Origin of the sequence: Rhodospirillum rubrum ATCC 11170 (assembly GCF_000013085.1) — a bacterium.
Taxonomy (GTDB): domain Bacteria; phylum Pseudomonadota; class Alphaproteobacteria; order Rhodospirillales; family Rhodospirillaceae; genus Rhodospirillum; species Rhodospirillum rubrum.
In genome coordinates this window covers 363,313-376,846 of sequence record NC_007643.1, presented here as the reverse complement: position 1 = coordinate 376,846, position 13,534 = coordinate 363,313, and the positions used below count along the sequence as shown (strand labels likewise).

At 64.6% G+C, this 13,534-nt stretch carries 12 protein-coding genes and 1 tRNA gene; 7 read left to right on the top strand and 6 right to left on the bottom strand.

All coding sequences use genetic code 11. From position 1 onward, the window contains the following. Positions 1-115 precede the first annotated feature (115 nt). From hypF to RRU_RS01600, 5 genes are read left to right on the top strand one after another with little or no spacing between them, the layout of a single operon-like run. Positions 116-2,422: a carbamoyltransferase HypF gene (hypF, locus tag RRU_RS01620; protein ID WP_011388061.1), complete on the top strand. Its 2,307-nt coding sequence runs from the start codon at positions 116-118 to the stop codon at positions 2,420-2,422. Beyond that, positions 2,423-2,653: a HypC/HybG/HupF family hydrogenase formation chaperone gene (locus RRU_RS01615; protein WP_011388060.1), complete on the top strand. Its 231-nt coding sequence runs from the start codon at positions 2,423-2,425 to the stop codon at positions 2,651-2,653. After that, on the top strand, positions 2,650-3,810 hold the full coding sequence (gene hypD / locus RRU_RS01610; protein WP_011388059.1) for a hydrogenase formation protein HypD: 1,161 nt from the start codon (positions 2,650-2,652) through the stop codon (positions 3,808-3,810). Before RRU_RS01615 ends, hypD begins: the two co-directional genes overlap by 4 nt. Then, positions 3,807-4,832 carry a hydrogenase expression/formation protein HypE gene (hypE, locus tag RRU_RS01605; protein ID WP_011388058.1) on the top strand — a complete coding sequence of 342 codons (1,026 nt, stop codon included), beginning with the start codon at positions 3,807-3,809 and terminating at the stop codon, positions 4,830-4,832. Before hypD ends, hypE begins: the two co-directional genes overlap by 4 nt. Positions 4,833-4,882: 50 nt before the next feature. After that, a complete protein-coding gene (locus RRU_RS01600; protein WP_011388057.1) occupies positions 4,883-5,173 on the top strand; it encodes a helix-turn-helix domain-containing protein in 291 nt (96 codons plus the stop codon). A 334-nt stretch (positions 5,174-5,507) separates the two neighbouring features. On the opposite strand, the gene RRU_RS01595 is transcribed toward RRU_RS01600, so the two are convergent. The 5 genes from RRU_RS01595 to RRU_RS01575 all read right to left on the bottom strand — a co-directional run bounded on the left by RRU_RS01595 (position 5,508) and on the right by RRU_RS01575 (position 10,418). After that, positions 5,508-6,815, bottom strand: a complete 1,308-nt coding sequence (locus RRU_RS01595) for an FRG domain-containing protein (RefSeq protein WP_011388056.1) — start codon at positions 6,813-6,815, stop codon at positions 5,508-5,510. Between the two features lie 438 nt (positions 6,816-7,253). Further along, a complete protein-coding gene (hypB, locus tag RRU_RS01590; RefSeq protein WP_011388055.1) occupies positions 7,254-8,144 on the bottom strand; it encodes a hydrogenase nickel incorporation protein HypB in 891 nt (296 codons plus the stop codon). Between the two features lie 169 nt (positions 8,145-8,313). Further along, positions 8,314-8,727, bottom strand: coding sequence for a carboxymuconolactone decarboxylase family protein (locus tag RRU_RS01585; protein ID WP_011388054.1), 414 nt, complete (start codon positions 8,725-8,727; stop codon positions 8,314-8,316). A gap of 81 nt (positions 8,728-8,808) precedes the next feature. After that, complete coding sequence (locus RRU_RS01580; protein WP_011388053.1) at positions 8,809-9,663, bottom strand: branched-chain amino acid aminotransferase; 855 nt, start codon at positions 9,661-9,663, stop codon at positions 8,809-8,811. Positions 9,664-9,695: 32 nt separating this feature from the next. Next, positions 9,696-10,418 (bottom strand): type 1 glutamine amidotransferase, encoded by a 723-nt coding sequence (locus tag RRU_RS01575; protein ID WP_011388052.1) that lies wholly within the window; start codon positions 10,416-10,418, stop codon positions 9,696-9,698. Between the two features lie 261 nt (positions 10,419-10,679). Here RRU_RS01575 and RRU_RS01570 point away from each other — a divergent pair, with 261 nt between their 5' ends. After that, the gene (locus RRU_RS01570; RefSeq protein ID WP_011388051.1) at positions 10,680-12,179 is read left to right on the top strand and encodes an aldehyde dehydrogenase; all 1,500 of its coding nucleotides are present in this window, start codon (positions 10,680-10,682) and stop codon (positions 12,177-12,179) included. 136 nt (positions 12,180-12,315) lie between these two features. After that, positions 12,316-13,344 carry an alpha/beta hydrolase gene (locus RRU_RS01565; RefSeq protein ID WP_011388050.1) on the top strand — a complete coding sequence of 343 codons (1,029 nt, stop codon included), beginning with the start codon at positions 12,316-12,318 and terminating at the stop codon, positions 13,342-13,344. A 43-nt stretch (positions 13,345-13,387) separates the two neighbouring features. Here RRU_RS01565 and RRU_RS01560 read toward each other — a convergent pair. Further along, a tRNA-Ala gene (locus RRU_RS01560) sits at positions 13,388-13,463 on the bottom strand. Positions 13,464-13,534: the final 71 nt, after the last annotated feature.

The following is a 13,534-nucleotide window of genomic DNA, read 5'->3' as shown; positions in this document are numbered from 1 at the left end:
ACAGGCCCAAGGACGCCACGGGTCTATAGCGCCAAGATGAATACTGTCGCCGCCCCTCCCGTGCCGGGCGCCGGCCGCTCTTTTCCTCACCCCCGCCTTGGATGTCCCGATCCCGATGGGCCCGATCACGATGGGATTATCGCCCGATCTTCCTGGTTCCTCCCCCGCCCCGGCCACGCGGCTGCGGCTGTCGGTGCGCGGCCTTGTTCAGGGCGTGGGCTTCCGGCCGACGGTTTATCGTCTGGCGACCGGCCTCGGCCTTCGCGGCTTCGTGCTCAACACCGGCGCCGGCGTGGTGATCGAGGTCGAGGGCGCCCGGGCCGGGGAGTTCGCCGAGATCCTGCGCCACGGGGCGCCGCCGCGCGCCCATATCGAAGCGCTGGAGACACACCGTCTCGCCGCCAGCGGCCGGGACGAGGGCTTCCGCATCATCGACAGCGACACCGCCGCCCCGGGAACCACCCGCATCGGTCCCGACACCGCCCCTTGCCCATCCTGCCTGAGCGAGTTGTTCGATCCGGCCGACCGCCGCTACCGCCATCCCTTCATCGCCTGCTGCGATTGCGGCCCGCGCCATACCATCGCCGGCGCCCTGCCCTATGACCGCGCCCGCACGGCGATGGGCGGCTTCGCGCTTTGCGCCGCCTGCGCCGCCGATTACGCCGATCCGGCCAGCCGACGCTTCCACGCCGAATTGACCGCCTGCCCGGACTGCGGCCCGCGACTGACCCTGGACCCGGCCGATATCTTGCGTGAGATCCGCGCCGGCGCCATCGTCGCCCTCAAGGGCCTGGGCGGCTTTCAACTGATCTGCGACGCCAGCCAACCCGCCCCGGTCGAGCGCCTGCGCCGGGGCAAGCGCCGCGACGCCAAACCTTTCGCCCTGCTCGTCGCCTCGCTGACGGACGCCCGGGCGCTGTGTGACGTAAGATCGGCCGAAGCCGAAGCCCTCACCAGCCCGGAACGCCCGATCGTGCTGCTTCATCGCCGCGCCGACGCCCGGCCTCCTTTGGCCGCAGCCATCGCCCCCGGGCTTGATACCCTGGGGGTGATGCTGCCGGTCACGCCTTTGCAGTACCTGATCTTTCACGAGGCGGCCGGACGGCCCGCCGGAACCGCTTGGCTTGATCAGCCGACGCCGCTGGTTCTGGTCGCCACCAGCGCCAACCGCGCCGGCGCGCCGCTGATCCTCGAGGGGGCCGAGGTCGCGGCCGAGTTGGGCGCCGATGTCGATGTCCTTGCCGACCACGACCGGCCGATCCTCGCCCGCGCCGATGATGGCGTGGTGCGGGTGCTGGGCGATCAGGCGCGCTCGGTGCGGCGCGGGCGCGGCCAGACGCCCGAGCCGATCGTTCTCGGCCGCGCCCTGCCCCCGGTGTTGGCCTTGGGGGCCCAGTGGAAGAACAGCGTCTGCGTCACCCGGGGCGACCGCGCCTTCCTCTCCCAGCATATCGGCGATCTTGACTCGCGGGCCACCCTCGCCTTCCAACGCGCCGCCATCGATCAATTGATGCGCTTCGTCGATACCCGGCCGGTGGTGGTCGCCCATGATCTCCACCCGGATTTCGCCTCCAGCCGTCTGGCCGAGGCGATGGGTCTGCCGACCATCGCCATCCAGCACCACCATGCCCATCTCGCCGCCGTGGCCGCCGAACACCATATCGACGGACCGCTGGTTGGTCTGGCCCTCGACGGCTTTGGTTTGGGCGACGATGGCGGCGCCTGGGGCGGCGAATTGCTGCGCCTTGACGGCGACGGCTTCGTCCGCCTGGGTCATCTGGCGCCGCTCGCCCTGCCCGGGGGCGATGCCGCCGCCCGCCAACCCTGGCGGATGGCCGCCAGCGCCCTGGCCCGCCTGGGGCGGGGCGACGAGATCGTCCGCCGCTTCGCCCATCGCCCGGAAGCCGGCCAAATCGCCGCCCTACTCGCCCGGCCCGATACCCTGGGACAGACGACCTCGTGCGGCCGCTGGTTCGATGCCGCCGCCGGACTGCTTGGCCTTTGCGACGAGGTCCGCTACGAAGGGGAAGCGGCGATGCGGCTGGAAGCCCTGGCCGCCTCCCCGCGCATCGCCGCCGAGGGCTGGCGCATCAGCCAGGGCGTGCTCGACCTGCTGCCCTTGCTTGATCGGCTTTCCCGGCTGGACGCGGGCGCGGGCGCGGGGCTTTTTCACGGCACCCTGGTCGCCGCCCTGGTCGACTGGGCCCTGCCCGCCATCCACGCCTGCCCCGGCGCCCGGGTCGCCCTGGCCGGCGGATGTCTGATCAACCGATCCCTGGCCGAAGGCCTTATCACGACCTTCGCCGCCCGGGGCATCACCGCCCTGCTGCCGCGCCAGAGCCCCGCCAATGATGGCGGCCTGGCGTTGGGACAGGCCTATCTCGCGGGTTTACGCTGGCTGCGGCTGGCCAAGGAGGCATAGATGTGCTTGGCAATTCCGGCCCAGATCCTGGAGATCGGCGCCGACAACATGGCGGTGCTCGATAGCCGGGGCTGCCGGCTCAACGCCTCGCTGGTGCTACTGCCCGGCTGCGCCGTTGGCGACTGGGTGATCGTCCATGTCGGCTTCGCCCTATCGCGCATCGACGCCGAGGAGGCCCGCGTCACCCTGGCCCTGCTCGACGGCGTCTTCCCCGAGGAAGCCAGCGCATGACGACACCCGAGGACGGCGCGGCTTTTCAGGACCCCGAGCGGGTGCGCGCCCTGGCCACGGCCATCGCCCAGGCGGTGAGGCCGGGCAAACGCTATCGCTTCATGGAATTCTGCGGCGGCCATACCCACGCCATCGGCCGCTATGGGCTGGCCGGGCTGCTGCCCGAAGCCGTCACCCTGATCCATGGGCCGGGCTGCCCGGTCTGCGTGCTGCCCGCCGGCCGCATCGACGCCGCCCTGGCTTTGGCCGCCCGGCCCGAGGTGATCTTGTGCAGCTATGGCGATCTGTTCCGCGTGCCCGGTTCGGCGCGGCGCAGCATGATCTCGGCCCGGGCCGAGGGCGCCGATATCCGCATGGTCACCTCGCCGTTGCAAGCGGTGACCATCGCCAGGGACAATCCCCAACGCGCCGTGGTGTTCTTCGCCATCGGCTTTGAAACCACCGCCCCGGCCTCGGCGGCGGCGATCAAGGCCTCCCTGGCCGCCGGTCTGACCAACTTCCATGAACTGGTCTGCCATGTGCTGACGCCGCCGGCGATGGCCGCCATCCTGGCCGAGGAGGCCACCGCCGCGACCGATGTCCGGCCGCGTCTGGATGGGCTGATCGGCCCCGGCCATGTGGCTTTGATCACCGGCATGGCGCCCTTCGACCGCTTCGCCCAAAGCAACGGCCGGCCGATCGCCGTGGCCGGTTTTGAGCCCACCGATCTGCTGCAAGCCGTGCTCGCCCTGGTGACTTTGACCAACGAGGGGGCGGCGCGCGCCGTCAACCGCTATACCCGGGCGGTGACCGAGGCCGGCAACACCACCGCCCAGGCCCTGCTTAACGAGGTTTTCGAGGTCAAGGCCAGCGCGGAATGGCGCGGGCTTGGCATGGTCGCCGACAGCGCCCTGGCCTTGCGTCCGGCCTATGCCCGCTTCGACGCCGAGAAACGCTTTCCGTGCGATCTGCCGCCCCCCCAGGTCAATCGCGCCTGCCGCTGCCCCGATATCCTGCGCGGCCTGATCGCCCCCGAGGACTGCGCGCTGTTTGGCCGAAGCTGCACGCCTAGCGATCCGGTCGGTGCCTGCATGGTTTCGTCCGAGGGCGCCTGCGCCGCGGCTTACGCCTATGGCGGTCGCCGCGCCGCCACGCCTTTACGGAGACCCCAGCCATGAGCCGCCTTGATCTGACCACCGGCCGCATCGACATGACCCATGGCGCTGGCGGCCGCGCCATGCAGGGCTTGATCGAACGGCTGTTCCACGCCGCCTTCGACGATCCCGTGCTGGTCCGCGCCGATGACGCCGCCGTGCTGCCCGCCGCCGATGGCCCTTTGGTGATGAGCACCGATGGCTTCGTCGTCTCGCCGCTGTTCTTCCCGGGCGGCGATATCGGCAGTCTGGCCGTTCACGGCACCGTCAATGACCTGTCGATGATGGGGGCGCGGCCGCTTTACCTGTCCTCGGCCTTTATCATCGAGGAAGGCTTCGCCTTGGCCGATCTGGAACGCATCGTCGCCTCGATGGCGGCGGCAGCCCGGGCGGCCGGGGTGCGCATCGTGACCGGCGACACCAAGGTGGTGGACCGCGGCAAGGCCGATGGCCTGTTCATCACCACCGCCGGCATCGGCGTTGGCCGCGTAGGGGTTCATCCCGCCGCCGACCGTGCCCGCGCCGGTGATCGCATTCTAGTCAACGGACCGCTGGGCGACCACGGCGTGGCCGTGCTGTCGGCGCGCGGCCAGATCGGCCTGAACGTCCCCGTCCACTCCGATAGCGCCGCCCTCAATGGGCTGGTCGAGGCGATGATCGCCGTCGACGCCGATCTTCACTGTCTACGCGACGCGACGCGCGGCGGGGTGGCGGCCGTTCTCAATGAACTTTGCGACCGTTCCCGCGTCGGCATGACCATCGAGGAAAGCGCCCTGCCCGTCCGCCCCGCCGTTCAAGGTGCCTGCGAGGCCCTGGGCCTTGATCCGCTTGATCTGGCCAATGAGGGCAAGCTGGTGGCGGTTGTCGACGCCGCCTCGGCCCAGGCGGTGCTGGCGGCGATGCGCGCCCATCCACTGGGCCGCGACGCCGCCCTGATCGGCACGGTGGTCGACGACCCCGACCATCTGGTTGAAATGACCACCCGCTTTGGCGGCCGCCGCCTGATCCAATGGCGCGCCGGCGAGGCCCTGCCGCGAATCTGCTGAGAAAGGCGACCTCTTTTCGAGTAAACTCTCCCCATCCGAGGAGAGACATCATGGCCAGCTCTAAAATTCTTATCGGGATGCGTCAGGCCGTCGCCTACGCCCGGGGCGAGGCCGTCGGCGTTCGGGAAACCACCGTCAAAACGCCCGCGTCTGTGGATGTGAAGGCGATCCGGGAAGGCCTTGGCCTGAGCCAGAGCGAATTCGCCCGTCAGTTCGGCTTCTCCACCAGTTCGATCCGCAATTGGGAACAAGGCCACCGCTATCCCGAGGGACCAGCCCGCGTATTGCTCAAGGTGATCGAAATCGATCCCGAAGTGGTCCGCAAGGCTCTCTCCGCATAGCAGTCTACGGAAAACAATCTCTAGTATGGCGGATTTCCTATTTTGCTCGTGAGCTTGATAGTTTCATTAAAATCACAAAGAAAACAAATAATTAATACACTACCAATCGGCTTACTGTCCTTACCCAGCTCCGGCGTCAGCTATAATCTCGTCGATAAAGCCTGCAAGTCGACATCCAAGTATAGAGGTTCGGCTCTGAGGGTGGTGCGTAAGCGTCACATGGAGTGGAGTGGTAGCTTGCGTCTGTGTCTTGTTCTGGAAAAATTTGGCTGGAAGGGAGATGGTTGCTCCCTGAAATATGTCTCAAAAGCTCACTGGCGTGTAGAGAACCGACTTACCGAAGAAAATCTTCAACTCGCAGCAAAACCGTTAGATGGTGATCATGGAGAAGGTCATTTCCACATGGACAATCATCGGGATGGGGCATCCTAACCCAGTGGTTTTTTTCATCGATTGTATAACGCCAACCGTTCGTAATTCCAGAATTGACCATGACAGTTCCTGGATGCTCAACGATCAAATCACTGACAATTATTGAAAGATCATCTTGCATAACAAGGAATAAACCTTTTGAATATATACTGCCAACTTTCCAGTCTGGAATTCTAATCAATCCATTAATTTCTATGCCGACGCGCCCATGCTTTGCGACAAGCGCCACAATAATTGGAGTGCTTATTTCCTCACCGTCAACACGACGACCGAACATTACGAAATCTGGGACCGTCAAAATAAATGCATTGACAAGCGTCTCATCAATGATGCGACTCGCTTCCCCTATTCTGCTACCTGCATAGAAGGCGTGACAATCATCATGGACCTTCGATGGCTGATAATGATAATTTGGTATTTCGAGATGGCGGACAAATAATTTTATGTGATCTTTATTTGATTTCGGATGCACAATACACGGAATAGAAAGCAGAAGCTTGAGGCACGGATCTTCCATACTGTCAGGAAACATCGACTGCGTGCTATCAAAACCACTATCTCTCGCGTACTCTCTGAGTATTTCGGCAGGGGACTCTATTCTAGCAATGACGCATTTTGCGGGAATTCCCTTGGGAACAGGCCCAAGCATCCATGCATGTTGCGCATTAAATCTGTAGCGGTAGCCATCATCAGAGCCTCCCGACAGGCACACTAACGGTACCTTGGATTCTACTAATGCCTCTTTGTTAAGAACATACAAAAAGCCGATACCATCGTGATCCGTGTAGGTGGCAGCGTTATTGAGAAAGAAGATGCCAACTTCATGACAATCCTCCGTCATTTCTAATATATTCTTTTGAGAATATCTCTTTGCCGCAAACCATGCTGAGACGGCAGGGTTACAGGAAGCATCGACAAAAAATGACCGCCATCCATAGTGCTGAGATACAGCCTGATAGATCATATTTTTAGAATTAGAATTTACATTATCCATTCCTATAGAAAAAAAACGCCGGAAAATTCGTTCCGCATAAAAAGACCATTTTACCATGGTTTCTGGATGACATTTATTCCGATAAAATGATGTTTTGAAAATTATTTCATCATGACCAACATTGTATTCCTCGACCTGCCCTCTAAACAAACAATCTCGATAGCTATCTAGAACGGCAACCAGGTCTCCTTTGTGTCGGACAACGTGGTTTTCCATTGTATGATCACTCCCGAGCCGTCCAGCCTAGCAGACTGCGGAAATTCACTGCCAGTATAGCGAATTTTCTATTTCGCTCATGGGTTTAATCACTGCATTGCCATCCAATGGGCGACATAAGGCAGCTTCCGCTCCGAGATACATCCTCAAGCCATTCCCAAGATTTTCGGAAATCGAGTGAGGTTATAGGTGGCGACGCGAAGGGTGAACATTCATCTGACGAGTTCCGATGCCCGATGTTTTTTACCGAAAGCCACTGGCTGCTTTCATCCAGCCGAACGGCTCTTCGATCCGCACCGTCAAGAAGCCTGTTGCGGTTATTGGTAAACACCGTGAGGTCCCAAACCGAAGCATCCATCGTATAGCCCGATGAACCAGCGGCGCGCGGACCCCTCGATCCCGGGTTTCCGCGCGCCTCCCCGTCTTAGTGACCCGCGCTCAGGCGACGGCTGGCTTGCGGGCGGCGTGTTCGGCCATCAGCCAGCCGATCCAGTCATCCATGCCCGGACCGCGTTTGGACGAAACCACGCAAACCGGCACCGGTCCGGCGACGCCGGCGATCGAGGCGCGGGCGCGCTCGACGTCGAATTCCTCGATATGGGGCAAAAGATCGGCCTTGGTGATCAGCACCCGGTCGGCGGCGCGCATGATCACCGGATATTTCGCCGGCTTGTCATCGCCTTCGGTCACCGACAGCAGCACGACATTGCGGTGCTGGCCGATATCGAAGGTCGCCGGGCAGACCAGATTGCCGACATTCTCGATGAAGACGATATCGATGCCGTCAAGATCCAGGTGGTGCAGGGCATCATGGATCATATGGGCATCAAGGTGGCAGGCGGTGCCGGTGGTGATCTGAACCGCCGGCACGCCATGGCGGCGGATGCGCTCGGCATCGTTCTCGGTTTCCAGATCGCCCTCGATCACCGCCACCCGCACCCCGGCGGGCAGCGCCTGGATGGTGGCTTCAAGCAAGCTGGTCTTGCCGCTGCCCGGCGAGGACATCAGGTTGACCGCCAGAATGCCCCGGGCGTCGAAATGGGCGCGCACATGGGCCGCCTGATGGTCGTTCTTGGCCAAAAGGTCTTCAAGAACGATGACCGTCCGCGTCCCCTCCGAGGCGGAACCGTGGGAATGGGAATGCCCGTGGTCGTGGTCGTGGGAATGGGAATGACCATGCCCGTGATCGTGATCGTGGTCGTGGGAATGGCCATGCCCATGGTCGTGGGCGTGATCATGGGTGTGGCCGTCGCCGTGGGAATGGCTGTGGGCGTGGTCGCCGTGAACATGATGGGGGCCGGTGCCGGCGCAACCGCAGGTCTCGCACATGGGAAGATCCTCGGGGGAAAACGGTCTGGGGGGGACGCCCCGTCCTTCGGCCCGGCCGCGAAAGGGGCGCGAGGGCGGGCCAGCCAACCCTACTCCGAAGCGGTGGATGCCGACCACAAAAACATCGGGGAGAACCGACGCCGCCGGCTCTCCCCAAGGGTCTTTCGCGCTATTTGCCGTCGACCAGAAACGCCTCGTCCACCGGGATCTGCATGGCGGTGACCAGGGCGTTGGTCTGGGCGGCCAGACCGATGATCGCCAGCACCTCGGCATGCTGGGCCGGGGTCATGCCCTTGGCCCTGGCCGCCGCCGTATGCGAATGGGCGCAATACGAACAGCTATTGGCCGTCGAGACCGCCAGATAGATCATCTCGCGGGTCAAGGGATCGAGCGCCCCTTCGCCGACCATCACGGTCTTGACCTGCTCCCAGGTCCGCTTGAGGAGCGCCGGATCATTGGCCAGACCGCGCCAGATGTTATTGACGAAGTCGCTACCCCGGGTCGCGCGGATGTCGTCGAACACCGCCTTGACCTCGGGCAGGGTTGAAATCTCGGCGTCATCAAGCAAGCGCACGGTGGCCATCGGCGGATCTCCGGTTCGGGATTTTCTTCACTATCAGTCTGTTGGGGTGGTGTGGGGGGACTATCTTTCCCGCCCGCAGCCCTAACGGTGGGCCCACTCCCAGTAAAGGGCGCGGGCCTTGCGGGCCAGCGGACCATAGGCGAAGGCCTTGTCGTCGAAGCCGATCACCGGCACCACCTTCGAGATATTGCCCGTCGAGAAGATCTCGTCAGCTTCCCGGAAATCATCGACGCTCAGCGTCATCTCGTGGACGGTGACCCCGGCCTCGCGCAGCAGGCCGATGATCCGCGAGCGGGTGATGCCGGCCAGGAAGGTGCCGTTGGCCACCGAGGTGAACACCTCGCCGCCGCGCGCCAGGAACACATTGGCCGTCGCCAGTTCGGCGACATTGCCCAGCATGTCGCAGACCAGGGCGTTGTGGAAGCCGCGGGCGCGGGCCTCGCGCAGCATGCGGGCGTTATTGGCGTAAAGGCAGGCGGCCTTGGCGTTGACCGGCATCACCTCCAGGCTGGGGCGGCGGAAGCGGGTGGTGGTGATGGTGAAGCCCGTGGGCTCGGTCATCGGGTGCTCTTCCAGGCAGAGCGCGAAATCGGTGGAGTCGGGATCGGGGCCGACCACGCTGGAATCGCTGTCCTCGGCCCAATACATCGGCCGGATATAGACGGCGGCGTCGCGATCGAACTTCGCCAGACCGTCGTGGGTCAGGCCGATGATGGTCTCGGCGTCAAGGGTCGGCTTGAGCAACAGGGCGCGCGCCGACTCGTTGATCCGCGCCGAATGGCGGTCGAGATCGGGGGTCACCCCTTCGAAGGCGCGGGCGCCGTCGAAAACCAGCGATCCCAGCCAAGTGGCATGGGAGGCCGCGCCAAGGATGCGAATATCGCCCTCGTGCCAATCGCCCTTATAATATGTCCAGGTCTTACGCGGTGTGCTCATTGCTCTATCCGTCGGAGGGGTAAAAAAAGCGCCTATTTCTCTGCGATGAAACGGCGCAGCGCGTCGGCGATGGTCAGCGCGTCGGCGGTCAGGCCGCCGCCCTCCATCGCCGCCAGGGCTTGGCCGGCGCGGTCCGCCGGCAAGGTGTCGCCGCCATAAAGGGCAAGCAGGTCCCGCTCGAAATCGCGGGTGAATTCGGGGTGGCCCTGGAAGCTGATCGCCGCCTTGCCATAGACCAGGGCGGCATTGGGACAGTGGGGCGCGGTGGCCAGCAGGCGGGCCCCCGGCGGCACGACGCTGACATGGTCTTGGTGAATGGCGTTGAGCCCGATCGTCGGCCCTAGACCGGCCAGCCAGTCGGGGGCATCGACCACCCGGTAGTCCTGAAGGCCCAATTGCCAGCCGAAGGGCGAGGGTTCGACCCGTCCGCCCAGGGCCTTGGCCAGGATCTGATGGCCAAAGCACAGCCCGATCACCGGCCGCCCGGCGGCCACCGCCTCGCGCAGCAGGGCTTCCAGGCGCAGCATCCAGGGGGCTTCCTCGGTGGCGCTATGGCGCGAACCGGTCACCACCCAGGCATCACAACGGGTGGCGGAGTCGGGGAACTCGCCGTCGATCACGGCGAAGCGGGCGACCTCGGGCAGGGGCGTCGGCGCGCCCGCCGCAAGCAGGCCGGCGGCCATCTCGACATAATCGCCATGGCGACTGGCAAGCGCGGGCGCGGGGCGGCCGGTTTCAAGAATACCGATGGACATGGCGACGACGACTGCCTTGGCTGGGGGGATGCCCGGGTGCGAAACCGGTCGGGGGCTGGGAGGGGCCAAGGTTCGCCCAACCAAGGCGCCCCGTCAACGCCCTGGCATCCGCCCCTTTCACGGGACCTGCCCCGCTCCTCGCGCGGGACTTGTCCGTTCCGGGGCATTGACCGCTAGCGGGGGATGTGGTGGCCTTTAACCCTTCGCGCCGCCTTTCCCCGGTGTTCCCGCCCCTGGGCCCGATCCATCAGGAACTCTTCGATGACCCAAGCCGCCCCCCCGATCGACTGGACCGCCCGCGCCCGGGCCCTGCGGTTGCCCAACCACGCCCTCATCGACGGCGCCCCGGCAAGCGCGGGCGATGGCGCCACCTTCGATTGCGTCAGCCCGATCGATGGCAGGGTGCTGACCCGGGTCGCCGCCTGTGGCGCGGCCGATGTCGACCGCGCCGTGGCCGCCGGTCGCGCCGCCTTTGAAGACCGCCGCTGGTGCGGCCTGTCCCCGGCGGCGCGCAAAAAGATCCTGCTGGCCTTCGCCGAGCGGATCGAGGCTCATCGCGACGAATTGGCGCTGCTGGAAACCCTCGACATGGGCAAGCCGATCGCCGACAGCCTCGCCGTCGACGTGCCGGCCACGGCGCGCTGTCTGCGCTGGTATGCCGAGGCGCTCGACAAGGTTTATGGCGAAGTGGCGCCGACCGGCGACGACGTGCTGGCGACGATCACCCGCGAGCCTTTGGGCGTCGTCGGCGTCGTCGTGCCGTGGAACTTCCCGATGATCATGGCCGCCTGGAAGATCGCCCCGGCCTTGGCGGCGGGCAATTCGGTGGTGCTGAAGCCGGCCGAGCAAAGCCCGCTGACCGCCATCCGTCTGGGCGAACTGGCCCTGGAGGCCGGGTTACCGGCCGGCGTGCTCAACGTCGTGCCCGGCCTGGGGCCGGTGACCGGGCGGGCCATCGGCCTGCATCCCGATATCGACGGCGCCTTCTTCACCGGCTCGACGGCGGTGGGCAAGCTGTTCCTCAGCTATTCCAGCCAGTCGAACATGAAGCGCCTTGGCCTCGAATGCGGCGGCAAAAGCGCCCATATCGTGCTGGCCTCGTGCAAGAACACCACGGCGGCCGCCCAGGCGGCGGCCTCGGCGATCTTCTTTAATCAGGGCGAGATGTGCACGGCGGGCTCCCGGCTGATCGTCGAGCGCGCCATCGCCGACGAGGTGATCGAAAAAGTCGTGGCCGAAGCCGCCTTCTGGCGCCCCGGCCCGCCGCTTGACCCCGCGACCCGCATGGGCGCCCTGGTCGATGCCGAGCAGACCGAGCGGGTGCTTGGCTATATCGCCCTTGGCCAAGACGAGGGCGCGCGGCTGGCGACCGGCGGCAGCCGGGCCATGGCCGAAAGCGGCGGCTGCTATGTGGAGCCGACGATTTTCACCGGGGTCGCCCCGACCATGCGCATCGCCCGCGAGGAGATCTTCGGACCGGTGCTTTCGGTGATCACCGTCGAGTCGGCCGATGAGGCGGTGCGAGTCGCCAATGACAGCGACTATGGCCTGGCGGCGGCGGTATGGAGCGACGATGTGACGACCCTTCACCGCGTCGCCAAACGCCTGCGCGCCGGCATGGTCTATGCCAATTGCTATGACGCCGACGATATCACCGTACCCTTCGGCGGCTTCAAGCAATCGGGCATCGGCCGCGACAAGTCCTTGCATGCCATCGACAAATATACGGAGCTGAAAACAACATGGTTGCGCCTGGGGTAAGTCGAACCAACGCGGGCGCCCCTTTGGCGGGTCGCGGAGGACAACTGCCCGGCTAACACGCCGGCTCTTTTCTCTATCTTGAGGCATTCGTCTCGGCCAGGATACCGGCCATCCCCCACTTTCCATAGACGAGCCGATGAAAAAACTTCTTGTTGGCGCCTTGATGTTGGCCGGATTTCTCGCCGGCCAAGCCCATGCCGGACAGCTTTCCCGACAGGTTTTCGACAGCCCGGCGTTGAATGGCCAGATCCCGGCGATGGTCTATGTTCCCGAAGGACCGGCCCCGGCCGCCGGCTGGCCGGTGCTTTACCTCCTGCACGGCCATGACGGCAACGAACGCTCGTGGACCGACCTTGGCCATATCCAAACCACGCTCGATGGGCTGATCGCGCGCGGCGAGATCGCCAAGCTGATGGTGGTGATGCCCGGCGGCGGCAATGGCTGGTATGTGGACTCGGAAGACGTGGGCGGTCCGGGCGATTTCGAAACCGCCATCACCCGCGATCTGGTGCGCGCCATCGAGGCGGCCTATCCGGTGCGCCGCGATCGCGGCGGGCGGTCGATCGCCGGGTTGTCGATGGGCGGCTTCGGCGCCCTGCGTCTGGCCTTAGGCCATCCCGAGCGCTATGTGTCGGTCGCCAGCCTGTCGGGCGCCATCTGGCAGAACATCCCGGCCGAGGAGTTCGGCGCCACGCCCGAGCGCATCGCCGAATTCGAACGCGCCGAGTATTTCCACCGGGTCGATCCGCAAACGGTGACGGTCGGGCGTATTTTACCCTCGGTGATCAGCCATTTCGGCGGCGCCTTCGGCCGGCCCTTCGATCCCCGGCGCTTCAACCAGCAAAACATCTTCACGCTTCTGGAAAAGCAGCGTCAGGCCGGGGCGACCCTGCCGGCGATGTATATCACCTGCGGCGATGACGACAGCCTGAACCTGTGGCAGGGCGCCATCTCGTTTTACAACACCGCCAAGGCCGACCGGATCAAGGACGTGCAATTGCGCATCACCGATGGCGGCCATGTCTGGTCGCTGTGGGCGGCCGAGATCGTCGATGTGCTGCACTTCGTCGATGGCAAATGGACGACTCCGCCGGCCAAGCCGGTGATGGAGCCGGCGCCGCCGATGGCCGAACGCGATCAGCCGCGCCGCAGCTCGCCGCTCTAAAGAAAAAACCCGCCGCGGGATCCCGCGACGGGTTTTTAAGAACTGGTGGAGCAGAGGGGAATCGAACCCCTGACCTCTTGAATGCCATTCAAGCGCTCTCCCAACTGAGCTACAGCCCCATCTGGGTCGCCCCCGTTCTTGGCGGGGACTTTGGGATCTCGAAGGAAGGGCGCGGAGCGTGCCGGTTCTT